This is a genomic window from Eubacterium sp. AF15-50 (assembly GCF_934835595.1).
GTDB lineage: Bacteria > Bacillota > Clostridia > Lachnospirales > Lachnospiraceae > Eubacterium_G > Eubacterium_G segne.
The window spans coordinates 20,003-38,232 of record NZ_CAKVZL010000011.1 but is presented as its reverse complement, the minus strand read 5'-3'; the positions used below and the strand labels follow the sequence as shown (position 1 = coordinate 38,232).

Genomic DNA, 18,230 nt, shown 5'->3' with positions numbered 1-18,230 from the left:
CATAACGCTTTACTGGTTGCCACAGTATCTCTTGCGACACCGGTATATCTGATTTTTATGTCCATCGGAACTTTGTTTGGAATAGGCGGGACTTCTGTAATTTCCAGGGCATTAGGAGAAGGCAAGAAAGAAAAAGCAAGAAAATACTGTGCGTTTTGTTTTTGTGGATGTGTATTTGTAGGTATTCTGTTGGCAGCATCAATTCCACCACCAACCATGCCTTTTAAGGAAGTCTTTTCAAGACAGTCTCCCCAGCCTTGCAGACCATTGTAGGCTTTTTCAAATGCACTTTTATCATTCTCACTATAATCTTTTAAGAAGAAATCTGGTCTTGAGATCAAAGATATAAAGCAATTTTTTTATATGGGTATCTGAAGGCAGCTCCAGCTATGAAAAAAGGAAAGAAATATTTGAAGCCAGAAAATCAGCTGTTGAAACTGAAATCCAGGAACTTCAAAAGACTCTCTCCCTCTTAAACTTCAAGTGCCGGTATTACGAAACTGCACAGAAAGATGGTAACGAAGATACTATAAATGCCCTGTTGCCTGATAAACTTCCTGAAAACATTCAAAAACTATTTAACAAAGGACATGAATGATTTTTGTTATCTTCATCAAACTGAATTTTACTTTGTAACTATAACCTTCCCTTCATCCTTAAGTCCACTTCCGTTTCTAAATATAACTTCAAATCTTTCTTTGCTATGTTTACTCTTCTTTTCTCAAGTGTTAAATTCCGATTTGTATATCACGTATATTTCCTTACCTGTTTTTCTTCTCTCTTCTTGCGAAAAGACAGGCACATAAAGCAACGAAAGCAATTGTTATAGCTATAAGTATTGGTAGCACAGGTATAGGGAAGACGCTTGCTCCTATCAGCTTAAGTCCCTGATAAAGTGTGTATACACCAAATACAGAAAATATTACAAATGCCAATGTATTAAGCAATCCATCCGGAGTTTTACTCTTTAATAAATAGCCTACTAACATTCCAAGAATATCCGCCGCAAAAAGCCCCAGAGAGCATCCAATCCATACAATAAATGCTACACTCATACCTTCATTAGCGCCAAATGTTATGGCTGTAAGCTGTGTCTTATCTCCAAGCTCAGCTACAAAGAATGTGAAAAAAACTGCCAGTGGTGCAAACTTAATCTTTGATTTGCCCCCCTCTTCCTCTTCATCGTCATCATCCCCTGTGACAGTTGATGTGGCAAAATAAAGAAATGCCAGTGCCGCAATGGTTTTAATCAACCAGTCAGGAATAAATTCACTGACAAGTCCACCTGCAAGAACAGCAAGTCCGTTAAGTACAAGAATTGCTGTGGCAGTTCCTAATATAATATCTCTTAATTTATATTTAGAAGTAAGTGCAATAAGCATAAGCTGTGTCTTATCTCCCATTTCCGCTATGAATTCAGTAAAAAATACCTTTACAAACAACAACATTTGTCTGATATCTCCTTTATCTTATTATGATGTAAACCATATACGCTGCATAAAATGCAACCATACTTAATCCTTCGATTCTTCCGATTTTATTTCCGGTTCCCGCAAATATCCATACTAATACCGTAAATATCATAAGTACGCACAAATCAATAACATTTTCAGTAATTATACTGATTGGGCTGATTGCTGATGCTATACCAAGTACCATAAGTATATTGAATATATTTGAACCAATTGCATTACCCAGTGCCATATCCACTTCATTCTTTCCGGCTGCAACTATTGAAGTTACAAGTTCAGGAAGTGATGTTCCTATTGAGACAATTGTGAGTCCAATAAGTGTCTGGCTCATACCAAGCTCCCCTGCTATTCTTGAGGCGGCATCTACAGTCATATCTCCACCGATTGCAATTGCCATTACTCCACCAACTATGAATAATATACTCATAGGAACTGAAACCAGCTTAATTTCTTCATCACAATCGCCTTCAATCTCGACTTTTCTGCCTTCTTTACTTGCCTTTAATGCAATTTTAATCATGTAGAAAAAATAAACTCCAAAGAATCCAAGTAATATCACACCATCAAAGTGTCCCAGTGTCATACCGGATTTGTCACCAAATGCAACAATGCCTAAAATCATTAAAAGTCCGGCACACACAAGGGAAAATGGGATATCTCTCTTTATTGTTTCTTTTGCAACATTTACTGCAGCAATCATTGCACACACACCAATAACAACCATCAGGTTGAATATATTAGATCCGACTACATTACTTACTGCAAGTTCATTGTTGCCTATAAGTGAAGCCGATACACTGACTGCTGTTTCCGGAAGGGATGTTCCCATAGCAACAATTGTAAGTCCGATAATTATAGACGGAACATGCAATCTCTTTGCTACACTTGAACTTCCTTCCACAAAAAAATCTGCTCCTTTAATAAGTAAGACAAAACCTATTACAAGAAACACAAGTACAAGGGCGAATGGGGCGTTGTTAATAATTTTCTCCATATTTTTTCTCCTTTTCTCCACAACAGTGTCGTCTGTAAAAACATCTGATATTACAGGTATACCCGGCAGATATTAAGTAAAAAAGACTCATGTACATCAACTACCAGCTGGTGTGTAATACATAAGCTGTTAATTGATATACATGAGTCTCATTATTTAAGATTTGCCAGATTATACTCTTTACTATAATCAGAATGTTGACAAACCACACTTTCGCGCTAACTACTCCCTCATGGAATATTAATTTACTGATAAATAATATCAAATGTATTAAGGGGTGTCAACAACTTCACTCCGTCACGCTGACAGGGAAGCAGTCCCTTATCCGTATAGAAACGTAACGTATGTTCCGTAACATCGAACATTTCCGCCATCTTCCTTATAAAAAACATCTGACCACTGACAGATGCTTTGCAATATAGGGACAACAGATTTTCCTTTTTGCGTCAGGGAATATTCCACTTTTGGTGGAATTTCATCATAGGACTTACGGTTAATGATTCCATCCTCTATCAAATCCTTTAATGTTGTTGTCAGAACCGCATCTGTTATGTTATACATCTCCTTGCGAATCTGACTATAGCGCAGTTTTTCATTTGCCGATAATACGCATATAATACGGGATTTCCATTTACCACCAAATATTGCAAGACCATATTCGAGGGGACACCGTATATCATCATCTAATTTTTTCTTATATTTTGCCATAAAAAATCACCTTCAAGCTTTATTTTGTATTATTATAGCTTGATATTGGCTGAGCCCCCTGCACCAGTCCCGGCAGCAAAAGCATAACGAACTGCATAACTGAATTTAATATACTTATTGACGCAACAACCGCCATTTTAATAAACAACGGTCCCACAGGCATTGTTTCAAGAATATTTGAGTCCTTATTTTTATTTTCCATAATAATCATAAACTTTGACAATTCCTTGATTGGCTGGAACACTTCCGCACTAACTCCCATATGTATGCAAAGTGTGGTAACGATTGCTGCAATCACGAAATAAAGTATAAACATTGGGAATGCCCTCTTTAAACTAAACTTCGCGGTCTTAACGTCTTCTTTTGCACTCTTTTTAGCCATTATCAATGATAATCCCAGTGTAATGGGGACAATGGCAAGGGGTCTTGTAAGCTTTACCGTTACAGCCTTGTTCAAAGTTTCACTTCCCCTACTCATTTAATCGCTTGTGTAATCTATATCGTGTTACTATTCTGGCAAATTCTCTCATAAGCACCTCCTATACAATTTCAAAATCATTAAAATCATCAAAACTCTTCACTCTGCTTTTTTGTGCATCCAAAGAATATCCATCAATCTGCATGGCTGTAGAAACACGAGTATATGTATATACTTTAGTTTTCTCACTCATCATTGTTTCTCCTCAATTTGATTGTTTATGCTTTGTGCTTCATTTAATATTTTCAACTGATAATCTGCAATCTCTTTCAATATCAAAAATCGTTCTTTTTTGTCACGACCTTCACGTATCATTTGAGCATTGTGTGTTTCCAAATTTGAAAGAACTGTCAGTTCATTGATTGTCGCATAATCTCTTACATTACTGTTTCCTGCAAGTTCAGGATTAATCTCACGCCACGCTTTTGCAGTAAAACCGAATAAAGCAACATTTAATACATCAGCCTCTTTTGCATATGCAAGCCACTCGAGATTCTCACTATAATTCTGCTTAGGTATCAAATAATTTTTCACGGCATCTGTTTGAATCAAATAATTATTTTTTGATAAGAATCTCTTAGCATTCCATTCAATTTTTTGGAAATCATTTTCCTGTTCCTTTAACCTTTGGAATTCTTTTATTAAATACAATTTGAAAACAGGACTAATTGCTGATGCGAACTCAAAAGCTATGTCTTTATGCGCAAAAGTTCCACCATATCTTCCTTTCTTAACATAAAGACCAATTGCATTTGTCTGATCAATCCATTCCGAAACGCTTGGTGTAAAAGTCAGCAATCCTGCCTGTTTTTTAAAGTGTTCAGATTCGAACACTTTAAAATCCGGATTATATATTTCTTCCCATGTTGCTAAGAACTCCAGAGTCGCACGATTTCTCAACCAATTTCTTACTACATCCGCTGCTCTTGAATTAGAATTTTTTGCATTGGCAATATCAGTTATGCAAATATAATCATTTGCATCATCTGTTGTTACTGTTATAGGTATATTTTGAACGGTAATTATATTATTTTTCTTCTGCATATTCTTCCCCCAATCGCTTCATGTACTCCAATAAATGTCTCTTCTGCCCAGTCGTAAAACTGTGATACTGCGCAAGTATTTCTTCATCTTTCGTTTTTTCCACGTCAATCTCTTCAACTGTTTTCTTTTGAAATGTGTCGGTATCTTCAAGCAATTCCTCAACAGATACTCCCAGCGCCTTACTAATAACTAATAATTTATCTGCTCCCGGATTCATCTTCTTGGTATTCCAATCACTTATAGTACTGGCAGTTATTCCTGTTCTTCTTCCAAGTTCTCTCATACTCATCTTTTGTTCTCTCATAATCATAAAAATTTTCTCACTTATAATCATAGTATCTCCTTTTATTTTTTCGTACGTTATATCTATCGTTCGGTATATCGTTCATTATATTCACTAATTACATTTAAGTCAATGCCAATATGACATTGACTTTCTTTGATTAATGCTGACCATTATGAGCATCTTATAGATTTTTCTAAATCTTTCTATGCCTTTCCATTTCTTCAAGTTCCTTTTCACGAACTTGTTCTTCTTGCCTACATTTACAACCTACAGAAATAAGTCTATGTCCTAGGCAATCTACATCATAAACTTTTTCAACAGGTTCGTGACAAATCGGACAATGTTTAATTCCATCAATCACTTCATAATCTTCTTCACACTGCGGTGACACCGCTGTGTTAGTATTGTTGTTAATAGGATTATTTAATCCTGTGTTTAATTCTTTTTCTATTATATTATTCATGTTTTTTCTCTCCTTTTTACTTAATAAAGATATTACTAATATAAGTTACTATATTAGTTACTAGTGTGAATAAATCTTTACTAATCATCTGCAATTATTTTCACGCTTACGCCTTTATGACTGTCATTTTTTTCATATGTGGTCTGCAAGTTTTTGCATGTATCATTACTGACTACTGAAGATTTTGGCAGTAATAAATAATACACATTGGCTCTGCCTTTGGAATCTTCTTTGACTTCAAGTAAATGCTCTTTCTTCAACTCGTTTATGGCATTGATAACAGTTCTTTCTTTGCAGTTTAATTCTTCTGCGATAGATTTTTCTGTATATACCAGCGTTACTCTGTCATCACCTCCAATCTTTTAAAGTTTTATATAAACATCTAACCGGTTAATGTGTTTATTATTTTTCTTGTTTTGTTTTCGAACAACCGTTCTATGACATTATCTCATGTTTTTAATTGGTTGTCGCTCGCTAGTAAGGTAAAAAAGTTACCTTCTTAGGGATGTTTTGCTGTTTTTTGTTTTAATGTTCAATAATATTATCTAATAATAATGTTCAATTGTCGCTCACTCACATGGTAAAGATAAGCGAATTTTTACCTTCATAGTGAGGTTTAAACAAAATAAAACGCCACTGATTACTCAGCAGCGTTTAGCTCTCTAGGTATGTATAAGGTTTTAGGATAATCCTAAAACCTGTTTATATCATTGCAAAATATCTGAAAGCATCCAAAATAGCCTTTTCTTTTTCAGGAGTGCATTTTCTTTCTGCACTACTTTCACTCTTTGCTGTATTATATTTTTTTCTTTCCTTGATACCACACTTATCTTTTATCTGTGCAATGTTCAAACTACTTACTTTCAAACCAAACTTATCTAATACATAATCTTTAATCTGCTGGTATGTAGCTTTTTCTCGGCACCGGTAACATCCATCTCATCCATATCAACTTTTATGTCAATGTGATGCTTCGCCTCATAGATTTTGAACCAAAAGCGCAACCGTCTCCACATGCACGCTTTGACCAAACATGTCACATGGGGTTGCCTCCACCAGCTTATATCCCTTATCACTTAACCACTTAATATCCCTTGCCAAAGTAGCACTGTCACAGCTAACATATACAATCCTCTTTGGTGCCATTAAAACCATGGTATTAAGCAGCTTCTCATCACATCCTTTTCTCGGTGGGTCCACAACTATTACATCCGGATTGCATTCCGGTTCACCTTTATGCTTCTGAAAATACTCAGGAACCACATCCTCTGCCGCACCTGAAATAAAATCCACATTTTCTATATTGTTAATACGAGCATTGACTTTAGCATCCTCCACTGCCGGCTCCACAATTTCCACCCCAATAACTTTTCTTGCATTTTTTGCCAAAAATAAGGAAATGCTTCCTATTCCGCAGTACAAATCCCAAACTGTCTCACTTCCTGTAAGCTTGGCATATTCCATGGCTTTGGAATAAAGTTTTTCCGTCTGAACAGGATTTACCTGGAAAAATGACAAAGGTGAAATTCTAAATTTAACATCACCAATATAATCTTCAATATATCCCGGGCCGTACAGTTTTATAATTTTATCCCCTAATATTACGTTGTTTTTTTCCTTATTAATATTTAGGGAAATATCCGTCATTCCGGAAACTTTTAATAACTGCTCCACAAGGCGGTCAACCTGTGGTAATTTGTCACCATTTATAATAATGCAAACCATTACCTCACCGGTATGTTTTCCCTCCCTTATAAGAACATGACGCACAACACCTTTGTGGGTTACCTCGTCATAAGGTTTCACCCCTTCTAATGTCATATACATTTTTATGATATCCATTACTGTCTTGTTTACGCCGGTGCCTAACAGACAATCATTTACGCTAATAATGGAATGGGTTCTTCCGGCATAAAAACCGCTGATAATCCTACCTTCTTTGTCCCTTCCTACCGGGAACTGAGCCTTATTTCTATAGTGAAAAGGGCCATTTTCCTCATGTCCCTTGATACACAATTCCTCCATTCCCATAATAGGTTTCATGACAAAATCTTCCACTCCCCCAATACGCCTTATATTGTTAAATACCTTCTCTTGTTTAAATTTAAGCTGCTGCTGATAATTCATTGCCTGAAGCTGGCACCCGCCACAGCTTTTTGCCACAGGACATAACGGTTCCACACGGTATTTTGAGGGTTTGACTATCTCAACAAGTCTTGCAAAGGCATAATTTTTCTTCGCCTTCATAACCTTGACCTTTGCCACATCCCCTATCACCGTATCTTTCACAAAGAGGGTATAGCCTGAAACTTTGCCTATACCCTCGCCTGTTGTTCCCTGATCTGTAATTTCAATTTCTAAAACATCATTTTTTTTAAACATCCGCAATAAAATCTCCCAATTATTCTCCGGTTCTTCTTACATTAGTCTCTAATAACCGGTTATAACCAAGCCATGTATCAGACCCTGTAGTTTTGCTGCTATTTAGCAACTCCTTCATTGTTTCAAGCTTTGCATCTGTATTGTCTGCGAAATTAAGAGCCAACGCCTCTATTAATGCCGGTTTTTTAGGAGAACCATATTCCAATTCCCCGTGATGTGCCAAAATACAATGCTTTAATTCATTTGCCTGCTTTTGTGGAAATCCCGGAATAGTAGCAATAATTTTTGACACCATTTCCGAACCCATTACTATATGTCCCAACAGCTGTCCTGCGTCAGTGTAATCATTAGTAGGGAAGTCTGATAACTCATAAACCTTTCCTATATCATGACAAATTGCCGCTGTAATAAGCAAATCCCTGTTAAGAAGTTCGTACTGCTTTGTGTAAAAATCACATAATTTTGTCACTGACAAAGTATGCTCTAACAAGCCTCCAATAAATCCGTGGTGTACACTTTTTGCCGCTGAATGTTTCTTAAATTCATTTACAAAATCCTTATTATCCACGAATAATGTTGTAAGCAACTGCTTATAATATGTGTTATTAACACTGGCAACAAATTTAAGTAACTCTGTTAACATTTCATCAATGTTTTTATCAGTACATGGAAGATAATTAGAAGCATCCACAGTATCACTGTCTACTTTTCTTGCTCTTTTAATGCTAAGCTGCATCTGATTATTAAAAACCGTAATATCACCGTTTACCTCTACATAATCTAATGCATCAAAATCGTCAATTCCCATTGATCCCGGGTCCCATATTTTAGCATCTAACTGACCTGTTTTATCCTGCAAAATAACATTTTCATATTCTTTTCCTGTCTTTGTCATGGCAACGTTTTTCTGCTTGCAAAGATAAACCTCCTGAATTCTCTCCCCTTCTCTTAATGTCTCAATAAATTTCATATTATCCTCTTTCTATAATATAGTTGTTATGCCCTCTAAAAAATATATAAAGGGTTTAAAACCTCTTTACTTTTAATACCGGTATTTATTATAATTGATAATATGCTTAAATACAAGAATTGGAGAATTTAGTTATGAATGAAAAAGTGTTAAAAACACTTGAATATAATAAAATAATAAACATGCTTAAGGATGAAGCCGGCAGTGATTTAGGTCGTATGTTGTGCGGTGAACTTAAGCCATCTAATGACTTAAATGAAATCAAAAAAAATCAGTTAGAAACCGACGATGCCTTAAAGCGTATCTGGCAAAAGGGCAGTGTGTCGTTTTCAGGCATTAAGGACATTGGCGAATCCCTTAAACGTCTGGAAATCGGCAGTACCTTAGGGGTTGGAGAGCTTCTTAGCATTAGTTCTCTTTTAAAGGTTGCCCTTCGTGTTAAGACTTTTTCCAGAAACGAAGACGCAGAAAGGGACAGCTTAGATGATTTATTTGAATCCATTGAGCCTCTTACTAATTTAAATAAAGAAATTGAAAAGTGCATTATATCTGAAGATGAAATTGCAGACGATGCATCTTTTAACTTAAAAAATATAAGACGTCAGGTGAAAATCACCAATGACCGGATTCATTCCCAGCTTAGTTCCCTGGTTAATTCCCAAAACGGAAAAACCTACCTTCAGGAATCACTTATTACAATGCGCGACGGCAGATATTGTGTGCCTGTAAAACAGGAATATCGTGGAAATGTAACGGGAATCATTCACGACCAGTCTTCTTCCGGTTCCACACTTTTTGTAGAGCCTACGGCGGTTGTGGAGTTAAACAATAAGCTTAGAGAGCTCTCTGTTAAGGAAGCTGAGGAAATCCAGATTATCCTTGCCAACTTAAGCATATCCTGTGCTGAATACATTGACCAGTTAAGATGTGACTTAAAGCTTCTTCCATATTTGGATTTTGTTTTTGCCAAGGCTAATCTTGCCAAAAAAATGAAAGCTTCCATGCCGGAATTTAACAGCAACAGATTTATAAATATTAAGCAGGGACGACACCCTCTCCTTGACGGAAAGAAGGTGGTTCCTATTGATGTTAATTTAGGGAAAGATTTCACACTGCTTATTATTACGGGACCTAATACCGGTGGTAAAACAGTTTCATTAAAAACCGTAGGGCTTTTGTCTTTAATGGGGCAGGCAGGGCTTCATATTCCCGCTTTACCGGGAAGTCAGCTGGGAGTATTTAATGAGATTTTTGCTGACATTGGAGATGAACAAAGTATTGAGCAAAGCCTTAGTACCTTTTCAGCCCATATGGTTAATACAGTTAATATTTTAGAAAAAGCTGACTCGGATTCCTTAGTTTTATTTGACGAATTGGGGGCAGGTACTGATCCGGTAGAAGGTGCGGCACTGGGCATTTCCATTTTGTCATTTCTTAAAAATATGGGAGTTCGTACCATGGCAACTACCCATTACAGCGAATTAAAACTTTTTGCCCTTTCCACGGAGGGGGTACAAAATGCAAGCTGCGAATTTGATGTGGAAACCCTTAGACCGACATACCGCCTTTTAATTGGTATTCCGGGTAAAAGTAACGCCTTTGCCATTTCCCAAAAATTAGGACTTCCTCAATATATTATTGATGATGCCAAATCAAGAATTGATGCGGATAATGAACAGTTTGAGGATGTTTTGGCAGAACTTGAACAAAAGAAACGCCAAATTGAAAAGGACAAGGAAACCATTTCCGTATATAAATCACAGATTGCTTCCCTCAAACGGGACTACGAAATCAAGAACAAAACTCTTGATGAAAAGAAGGATAAAATTCTTTCCAAGGCCCGTGATGAAGCTCTTGATATTCTTAAAGAGGCTAAGGAAACTGCTGATGAAGCTATTAAAACCATTAACAAATACGGTAAATCCGGCAATATGAAGGAATTGGAGAAATCGCGAAGCAGCGTCGGTTCAAAAATTAAGAAAAACCAAAGCTCAGCTTCCATGAAATCTTCTAAGCAGAAAAAGACCTATAAGCCTTCTGACTTTAAGATTGGAACAGGAGTCAAGGTTCTTAGCATGAACCTAAATGGTTCTGTGGTAACATTGCCTAATGCCGACGGTAATTTAACGGTAAAAATGGGTATACTTAATTCTAAAGTTAATATTAAGGACTTAGAAATTATTGATGAACCTGATATTAAGGCACCGGGACTTAACCGCACCGGCAGTGGAAAGATTAAGATGAACAAATCCTTAAATGTTAAAATGGAGCTTAATCTTATTGGTAAAACCGTGGATGAGGCATTATTTGAACTTGATAAATATTTAGACGATGCTTATTTAGCACATCTTCCTCAGGTATATATTATACACGGCAAAGGTACCGGTACTCTCAGAAATGCCATACAGACTCACCTGAAAAAATGTCCTTATGTAAAGTCTTACAGAAACGGCGAGCACGGTGAAGGTGGCGCAGGAGCTACCGTTGTAGAATTTAAATAAATTGGCTTATTATCACAGTTTACAATTTATTTTAACTTTATTAACATTATTTGATTATAATTAGCATGATATTTTAGAATACCATAAACATATATAAAAAGCAGTTTACTGCGATTTCAAAGGGAGGATAACAAATGGCTGGCAAACAGAAAATTTTAATTGTTGATGATGATGAAAACATCGCAAACTTAGTATCTCTTTATTTAACAAAGGAGTGCTTTGACACACGAATTGAGCATGACGGTAATTCTGCACTGGTGGCTTTCAGGGACTACAAACCTGACCTGGTGCTTCTTGACTTAATGCTTCCGGGAATAGACGGATATGAGGTTTGTCGTGAAATACGAAAAACTTCAAAAACTCCTATTATTATGCTTTCTGCTAAAACAGAAGTTTTTGATAAGGTTTTAGGTCTTGAGCTTGGAGCAGATGATTACATGATAAAGCCTTTTGATTCAAAGGAATTAGTGGCAAGGGTTAAGGCTGTTTTAAGAAGATATACTGCGGCTCCACAGCCTGCTGTTTCTCCTTCTGAAAAGCGTGTTGAATACAAGGATTTGATTATTAATCTTTCAAACTATGAGGTTATTTATAAAGGAAAACCTGTGGAAATGACTCCTAGGGAAATCGAACTTTTGTATTTCCTTGCTTCTTCACCAAATCAGGTATTTACAAGAGAACAGCTTCTTGACCATATCTGGGGCTATGAATACGCCGGTGACACAAGAACCGTAGACGTTCACATTAAGCGTATCCGTGAAAAAATTGCCGACACAGATGAGTGGTCAATTGGAACTGTATGGAGCGTTGGTTACAGATTTGAGGTACATAAATAATCGGAGCGTACAATGAGGAATTCAATTTTAACTAAGTTTTTTGTTGGGTATTTTTCTTTTGCGGTACTTGGTTTTTTATTAATTACCTATTGGTCAACAAACCTTATTTACAATCATTTGCTTACTAACGATGCGTCGGAGTTACAGTCCTACGCTTCCATTGTGGTGGATAATGTCCAAAACGCCATTGGCGATTCTATGTATGATATCGACAATCCGGACAATTTCTTTAGTGATTTTAATAAGGTTTTAGACTGTAATCTTTTGCTGTTAGATAAGGACAATAAACTTGTTTACACCACTGATGACACAAAAGCTCTTACTAACGATGATGCCAATATTGTAATTAAAAATTTTGACCCAAATGAATATACCGGAAAAAGCTATAAAATAAACAAATTTTACAACATGTATAAAACAGATACTTTAAGTGTTGTTCAGGCCATAAGAAAAAATAATACCGTATTCGGATATGTAGTGGTTCATATGCCTACATCCATTATTAAACAAAGCAGTTATGACGTAACTCATGTTTTTTACCTGACTTATGCCATTATTCTGGCTTTGTCCCTGATTATCTTTTTTAACTTTATGTGGTTTATTTATTTACCGCTTAAGCAAATAAGATTGGCGGCAATGGAATATGCCCAGGGTAATTTCAGTTATGACGGCCTTATGGTTAGCAATGATGACGAAATTGGCGACGTGGCAAGTTCACTTAAGTATATGTCAAAGCAATTAAATAATTCAAGGGAATATCAGAAAACCTTTATTTCCAATATTTCTCATGACTTCCGCTCACCTCTTACTTCCATAAAAGGGTATATTGAGGCTATGATGGATGGAACCATTCCTCCTGAAGACCATAAGAAATATTTGTCAATTGTTCTTTCTGAAGCAAACCGCCTGGAGAAATTAACTACCGGGCTTCGTGAACTTAACAGCTGGAATACTACCGGCCCTGAACTTTTCTTAGAAGAGTTTAATATGGAAAGTGTGATTGCTTCTACTGTAGAAACTTTCCAGGGCAGTTGTGAAAAGAAAAATATTGAACTGATTATCCAGTTTCCTCCAAAGCACTACAACGTGTATGCAGATAAAGGAAAAATAGAACAGGTTTTATATAATCTTTTAGATAATGCCATTAAATTTAGTAACCCTTCCTCTAAAATTGTTATTCGTCTATATAATAAAGGGGATAAGCAATACTGCTCCGTAAAGGATTTTGGTATGGGTATTCCCAGCGGCAGCATTGATAAAATATGGCAGCGTTTTTACAAAACCGACTTATCCCGTGGTCGTGACAAAACCGGTTCCGGTATTGGTCTTTCCATTGTAAAGGAAATTATGCGTGCCCATAATGAAAACATAGACGTTATCAGTACCGAGGGAGTTGGTACGGAATTTGTTTTTTCCATAAAACATGCCAAATCTAAAACCCTATAGAATTTTATTTTGCCGGGGAGCTGTCAGTTTTATGCAGACTGACGTATTTCCCGGCTTATTTGTGCAATAAATTCAGAATTTGTAGGTCTGCCTTTCTTATAGCGTACACTATATTTGTCTTTGCTTCCATTATTATATGCATCCTCTACTGACCATGCCACCTCTATGGCATGACGTATGGCCTTCTCCACCCTTTGTGGCGTTGAATTATGTTTTTTGGCAACATCAGGATATAAAACCTTTGTAACACCTTCTAATGCATCTTCATTACTTATTACCTCCTTAACAGCGGTAATCATATATCTGTATCCCTTAAGTCTTGCAGGGACGCCTATTTCATTTAATTTATTTGATATAATTGTATCCATTTGTGGAATCGTACCTGATTTGGCACATATTGATAAGTCGTCCGTATTATAATCCAGCATGCTTTTATTTTCTTTTAAGATTTCATTCATCCTCAAATAAACCTTTTTAATCTTTTCAGCCATAATATTGCAATCAAAAGGTTTCATTATTACATAATTAACCCCCCTGTTTAAAGCCTCACTAATTAATATATCCTTATTTATGGATGTAATAATAATATACATTGTTTTAGAATTTTTAGCTGACTGCTGCATTTTTTCCAATAACGTGTACCCATCGTACACCGGCAACAATAATTCAAACAGAACTATGTCCGGATTATGGTCAGTGTACAACTCATACGCTTCCTTTCCATTGTCGGTTTCACCTACAATTTCAATACTTTGATCATCCTTCAAAGCTTTAACTAACTGCCTTCTTACTTCATTTTGTGCATCTGCAATAAGCACTTTAAATTTTTTCATTTTTCAAACCTTTCTCTTTCATAAACATTATTTTTCAGTCATATTCACTTACATTCCGTGAATACTCTATTATCATAACCCCCGCACTAAAACAAGAGAAGTTCCTTTATGGCACCTGATTCTTGTAAGTTGAACCACTAGTCGGTGCCATATATTACCCACCTTGACGTTTTTCGATTTTTTGCCTTATTTTATTTAGTGTTTTTAACACTATTATTTTTCTTCATCATTTTATTACATAGTGAAAAATTTATATTAAAATGCTAAATTTGTTAAATATTATGATGTTGCAATAAGTCATAAATTGTATTATTATATTGCTATAATCTTATTCAAAGGAGGCTTACAAAATGGCTTACAAAATTAACGACGGTTGTGTCGGTTGTGGTGCATGTGCAGGCGCTTGCCCAGTTGGCGCTATATCAGAAGCTGACGGAGTATTCGTTATAGATGCTGATTCATGTATCGAATGTGGAGCATGCACAGGTGCTTGCCCAACAGGATCAATCGAATTAGACGCTTAATTTAAAAACAAGCAGTTGCAAAACGATTATCGTATTGCAACTGCTTATTTTTTTCCCTGCCCCCGCATCACAGATGCGTTTACAAGTTTTTTTACTATCCTTACTGGGTTGTAACAGGATTTGTCTTTTCTCCAATATGTACCCTGTTTTTCTTTTCCTTTGACCCGAAAAAAAATCCCGGCTTTTTTTCTTTTTCTGAACCTGTTTTTTTCTGACTTTCCATTACTGTTTTTAATTGCTTTTTCTTACTCTTATCACTTTTCTTAAGCAAAAGCTTTTCTGCCTTTAATTTCTTCTTTCTTTCCCGTCTGCTCATTTGCTGTCTTGAGCGCATAACTTCGTCTAATTTTTTATAACGCTCTTCTTCTTTTTCGTCCTGAATCCGCATAAGATAATTCATTTCCTTTAAAACAGTTTCGCTTACGTGACCGCTTACTTCCTTTCCCAGTTGTGCCGTCTGCTGTTTCATTGCCTTAGCTACTACCTTGTCCATTATTTCCTGAAACTGCTCCATTTTACTTCCTGAAGGCTCTGAAACCTCCAGCCTTCTGTTTTGCTGCATTGCCGGTGTCATTACCATTCCCTTGTTTCCATCCTGCCTGTCCGGGTCGGTAAGCATCATTTTAATGGTTCTTAAGCTATAACCCTGATCCTTTAAATCTCTAACGTTTTTTAATAAATTAATATGATTTTCCGTATAATAGCGATGCCCCATTTCGTTTCTTGGAATTGACACATTAAGTTCTTCCTCCCAATATCTTAAAACATGAGATTCTACTCCCAGCATTTTAGATGCATCTGATATAATATATCTCTTTTCCCCCATCTCATCCTCCTAAAAAATAAAATTAAACATTTTCCATGCTGTCTGCCCTAAAGATTCATTCCAGCAATTTTGCGGGCAAATTGCATACTTTTTATTAAACACAAATAAATTATAAATCCATTATATTCCCCCTTCAATATGTTCATTACCGCAAATATTGTAACCTTTTGCGGTAGTGTCGAGGAGGGCAGAAAAAAGGAGCTTAAATCCAATGCCACTGACCTTAGAGATATTTTTCATAAAACATATCTATTCTTCACTGTTCCTTACAAAATCATACGTTACTTTCACTTTCTTAACGTTTTTTAATTTTGATTTCTTTGATTCAATAATATATGTGTTTGCTCCATATATGACCACGGCAGTTTTATATTGTCCCTCTTCCAACAAATCTCTTTTTTCAACATTTAAAGTGACCTTTTTGTCTTTTTTAGTTATAGAAAGAAGTTTATAACTAAAAAAATTTAAGTCAATATTTTCTGTTGCGAAAATCAATGCCTTCTTCTTAAAATATGATTTTTTGTATTTATTGAGCTTTTTTATATATTTTTTAGGATTATTATAATTTTTCTTTATGTATTTTTTTAATTTTACCAAATCTTTATATGATCTTATAATTTTCTTATAACTATTCTTATTGTTCGTATCAGAGTATTTACCGGATACACCAATTTTCTTACAAATATAGCCATCTACATTTGCCGCTTTAACATTTACAGAACAGATTGATAAAACTGTCAATATAACCACAAAATATTTTAATCCCTTTTTCATATATTTAACCTCGTAATCTCCTCTTTCAACTTATAATTTCCTGAATTTTTCATAGTTAAAATAATATTTCATCCACGACAAATTAACATAATCCCTACCCAATTCCTGCATCTGAAACTTCATTAAACTTTGTTACTTAATACTGAATATGCGTAAGGTTTTTTCATTGTATCTTAAAAGTCAATTCGTGTCAATTTTTCACTAGCCTTTTGTTTTTCCGGTGAATTTTTTTAATAAATGTTTAAACATAACCAAAAAAGTTGTACTATAACAATTATAATTTGCTACAGTACAACTCCCAATGATTTCTATAAATAGTCCCCTAAATACATTAAATTTGCTCTTCTGCCTGTTCAGCGTCCTCAAATTTTGTAAACTGTGGTAACCAGACTAACTGAACCTCACCTACAGGGCCGTTTCTTTGTTTAGCAACATTTAAAATAATCCTATTTCTGTCTTCTTCCTTCTTTTCCTTATCATAATATCTTGACATAAGCATTACAACGTCGGCATCCTGCTCAATAGAACCGGATTCACGTAGGTCAGCCATAATAGGTTTTCTGTCTTCACGGGTTTCAGATGCACGGTTAAGCTGCGACAGTGCAATAACCGGCACATTTAACTCTCTTGCAATACCTTTAAGAGTTCTTGAAATTTCCGCAATTTCCTGCTCACGGCTTCCGTGAGGTGTATTAGTAGTCATTAACTGCAGGTAGTCCACTATAACCAACTGTATGTCTTTTTCCAGCTTGAACTTTCTGCACTTTGAACGCATCTCACCAATACTGATACCCGGTGTATCATCTATAATAATATTAGAATTTCCAATAATATTAGCAGACTCAACTATGTTAGCCCACTCATTATCACTTAAATCACCAATACGTATTTTCTGAGAGCTAACCATTGAATTCTGGGAAAGAATACGGTTAATAAGCTGCTCGCTGGACATTTCCAAACTAAAAATGGCTACAGGAATATTGTGCTTAACAGCAACTGTTTCCGTTACATTTAACACAAACGCCGTTTTACCTACTGACGGACGTGCTGCAATTAGAATTAAGTCTGACGGCTGCAAACCGGATAGCTGTGTATCAAGTTTCCTGAAACCGGTTTCAATACCTGTAATGGTGCCCTTGGTCTGGGCTGCCTGTTCTATCTTGTCAAAAACATTTAACACTATCTGTCTTACCGGCACATAATCCCCGGTATTACCTGTCTGTAACAGTGAAAAAATATCTCTTTCCGTCTCTTCTAATATGGCATCAAGAGGTTTATTTCCTGCATAACACGTATTTGCTATTTTTTCATTTGCCCTGATTAAATTTCTCATAACGGCTTTCTCATAGACAATCTCAGCATATTGTCTGATATTAGCTGATGTAGGAACCATATCAAGAATATTTCTGATAAAGTCAATACTTATTACCTCTGAAGGAACCTCCATTTCCTCTAACTTATTTTTGATAGTTACAAGGTCACATTCTTTTCCTTCATTAAAAATTTCAACCATTGCCTTAAACAATGAACCGTATTGTTTATTGTAGAAATCTGCATCAGAGAGTTTTTCCATTGCAATGGGGATAGCCTCCGAATCCATAATCATAGAGCCGATTACAGCCTGCTCCGCCTCATTGCTGTGGGGCATTATCCTTTTAACAACTGCCTCTTCCATTAATTTTACCTCTGCATG

General features: G+C 35.9%; 22 protein-coding genes. 5 read left to right on the top strand and 17 right to left on the bottom strand.

Annotation, left to right across the window (positions count from 1 at the left end; genetic code table 11):
• Positions 1–273, top strand: a 273-nt coding sequence (locus tag Q5O73_RS02735; protein WP_302668982.1) for an MATE family efflux transporter, incomplete at its 5' end; no start/stop codon positions are given.
• A 488-nt stretch (positions 274–761) separates the two neighbouring features.
• Here the strand turns inward: Q5O73_RS02735 and Q5O73_RS02725 are convergent.
• The 13 genes from Q5O73_RS02725 to Q5O73_RS02670 all read right to left on the bottom strand — a co-directional run bounded on the left by Q5O73_RS02725 (position 762) and on the right by Q5O73_RS02670 (position 8,797).
• Positions 762–1,448 carry a TMEM165/GDT1 family protein gene (locus tag Q5O73_RS02725; protein WP_118589475.1) on the bottom strand — a complete coding sequence of 229 codons (687 nt, stop codon included), beginning with the start codon at positions 1,446–1,448 and terminating at the stop codon, positions 762–764.
• A 16-nt stretch (positions 1,449–1,464) separates the two neighbouring features.
• Positions 1,465–2,466, bottom strand: a complete 1,002-nt coding sequence (locus tag Q5O73_RS02720; protein ID WP_021952011.1) for a calcium/sodium antiporter — start codon at positions 2,464–2,466, stop codon at positions 1,465–1,467.
• 245 nt (positions 2,467–2,711) lie between these two features.
• Positions 2,712–2,831, bottom strand: a complete 120-nt coding sequence (locus tag Q5O73_RS10600; protein WP_199641190.1) for a MerR family transcriptional regulator — start codon at positions 2,829–2,831, stop codon at positions 2,712–2,714.
• Positions 2,788–3,174: a helix-turn-helix domain-containing protein gene (locus tag Q5O73_RS02715; RefSeq protein ID WP_118589477.1), complete on the bottom strand. Its 387-nt coding sequence runs from the start codon at positions 3,172–3,174 to the stop codon at positions 2,788–2,790. The genes Q5O73_RS10600 and Q5O73_RS02715 overlap by 44 nt, the downstream gene beginning before the upstream one ends.
• A 19-nt stretch (positions 3,175–3,193) precedes the next feature.
• Positions 3,194–3,652 (bottom strand): putative sulfate exporter family transporter, encoded by a 459-nt coding sequence (locus Q5O73_RS02710; RefSeq protein ID WP_118589478.1) that lies wholly within the window; start codon positions 3,650–3,652, stop codon positions 3,194–3,196.
• Positions 3,653–3,713: 61 nt separating this feature from the next.
• Complete coding sequence (locus tag Q5O73_RS02705; protein WP_279220117.1) at positions 3,714–3,848, bottom strand: hypothetical protein; 135 nt, start codon at positions 3,846–3,848, stop codon at positions 3,714–3,716.
• Positions 3,845–4,696, bottom strand: a complete 852-nt coding sequence (locus Q5O73_RS02700; protein WP_118589479.1) for a KilA-N domain-containing protein — start codon at positions 4,694–4,696, stop codon at positions 3,845–3,847. The genes Q5O73_RS02705 and Q5O73_RS02700 overlap by 4 nt, the downstream gene beginning before the upstream one ends.
• Positions 4,680–5,030 carry a helix-turn-helix domain-containing protein gene (locus tag Q5O73_RS02695; RefSeq protein WP_118589480.1) on the bottom strand — a complete coding sequence of 117 codons (351 nt, stop codon included), beginning with the start codon at positions 5,028–5,030 and terminating at the stop codon, positions 4,680–4,682. Before Q5O73_RS02695 ends, Q5O73_RS02700 begins: the two co-directional genes overlap by 17 nt.
• 145 nt (positions 5,031–5,175) lie before the next feature.
• The gene (locus Q5O73_RS02690) at positions 5,176–5,445 is read right to left on the bottom strand and encodes a hypothetical protein (RefSeq protein ID WP_118589481.1); all 270 of its coding nucleotides are present in this window, start codon (positions 5,443–5,445) and stop codon (positions 5,176–5,178) included.
• Positions 5,446–5,525: 80 nt separating this feature from the next.
• A complete protein-coding gene (locus tag Q5O73_RS02685) occupies positions 5,526–5,705 on the bottom strand; it encodes a hypothetical protein (protein ID WP_118589482.1) in 180 nt (59 codons plus the stop codon).
• Between the two features lie 442 nt (positions 5,706–6,147).
• Positions 6,148–6,312: a hypothetical protein gene (locus Q5O73_RS02680; RefSeq protein WP_243053081.1), complete on the bottom strand. Its 165-nt coding sequence runs from the start codon at positions 6,310–6,312 to the stop codon at positions 6,148–6,150.
• 111 nt (positions 6,313–6,423) lie between these two features.
• Positions 6,424–7,827 (bottom strand): 23S rRNA (uracil(1939)-C(5))-methyltransferase RlmD, encoded by a 1,404-nt coding sequence (rlmD, locus tag Q5O73_RS02675; RefSeq protein WP_021953444.1) that lies wholly within the window; start codon positions 7,825–7,827, stop codon positions 6,424–6,426.
• 19 nt (positions 7,828–7,846) lie between these two features.
• The gene (locus Q5O73_RS02670; RefSeq protein ID WP_021953445.1) at positions 7,847–8,797 is read right to left on the bottom strand and encodes a 3'-5' exoribonuclease YhaM family protein; all 951 of its coding nucleotides are present in this window, start codon (positions 8,795–8,797) and stop codon (positions 7,847–7,849) included.
• A 134-nt stretch (positions 8,798–8,931) separates the two neighbouring features.
• Between Q5O73_RS02670 and Q5O73_RS02665 the strand changes: the two genes are divergently transcribed.
• The 3 genes from Q5O73_RS02665 (at position 8,932) to Q5O73_RS02655 (ending at position 13,580) form a co-directional block, all read left to right on the top strand.
• Entirely contained in the window at positions 8,932–11,298 is a 2,367-nt protein-coding gene (locus Q5O73_RS02665) for an endonuclease MutS2 (RefSeq protein WP_302628835.1), read from the top strand.
• A 134-nt stretch (positions 11,299–11,432) separates the two neighbouring features.
• Positions 11,433–12,134 carry a response regulator transcription factor gene (locus Q5O73_RS02660; protein ID WP_021953447.1) on the top strand — a complete coding sequence of 234 codons (702 nt, stop codon included), beginning with the start codon at positions 11,433–11,435 and terminating at the stop codon, positions 12,132–12,134.
• A 12-nt stretch (positions 12,135–12,146) separates the two neighbouring features.
• The gene (locus Q5O73_RS02655; protein ID WP_021953448.1) at positions 12,147–13,580 is read left to right on the top strand and encodes a cell wall metabolism sensor histidine kinase WalK; all 1,434 of its coding nucleotides are present in this window, start codon (positions 12,147–12,149) and stop codon (positions 13,578–13,580) included.
• A 29-nt stretch (positions 13,581–13,609) separates the two neighbouring features.
• On the opposite strand, the gene spo0A is transcribed toward Q5O73_RS02655, so the two are convergent.
• Positions 13,610–14,413 carry a sporulation transcription factor Spo0A gene (spo0A, locus tag Q5O73_RS02650; RefSeq protein WP_302623931.1) on the bottom strand — a complete coding sequence of 268 codons (804 nt, stop codon included), beginning with the start codon at positions 14,411–14,413 and terminating at the stop codon, positions 13,610–13,612.
• Between the two features lie 350 nt (positions 14,414–14,763).
• Here spo0A and Q5O73_RS02645 point away from each other — a divergent pair, with 350 nt between their 5' ends.
• On the top strand, positions 14,764–14,937 hold the full coding sequence (locus Q5O73_RS02645; RefSeq protein WP_021953450.1) for a DUF362 domain-containing protein: 174 nt from the start codon (positions 14,764–14,766) through the stop codon (positions 14,935–14,937).
• 100 nt (positions 14,938–15,037) lie between these two features.
• On the opposite strand, the gene Q5O73_RS02640 is transcribed toward Q5O73_RS02645, so the two are convergent.
• The 3 genes from Q5O73_RS02640 to dnaB form a co-directional block, all read right to left on the bottom strand.
• Complete coding sequence (locus Q5O73_RS02640; RefSeq protein WP_302623930.1) at positions 15,038–15,763, bottom strand: MerR family transcriptional regulator; 726 nt, start codon at positions 15,761–15,763, stop codon at positions 15,038–15,040.
• Between the two features lie 249 nt (positions 15,764–16,012).
• Positions 16,013–16,537 (bottom strand): hypothetical protein, encoded by a 525-nt coding sequence (locus Q5O73_RS02635; RefSeq protein ID WP_302628834.1) that lies wholly within the window; start codon positions 16,535–16,537, stop codon positions 16,013–16,015.
• 331 nt (positions 16,538–16,868) lie between these two features.
• Positions 16,869–18,212, bottom strand: coding sequence for a replicative DNA helicase (gene dnaB, locus Q5O73_RS02630; protein ID WP_021953453.1), 1,344 nt, complete (start codon positions 18,210–18,212; stop codon positions 16,869–16,871).
• Positions 18,213–18,230: the final 18 nt, after the last annotated feature.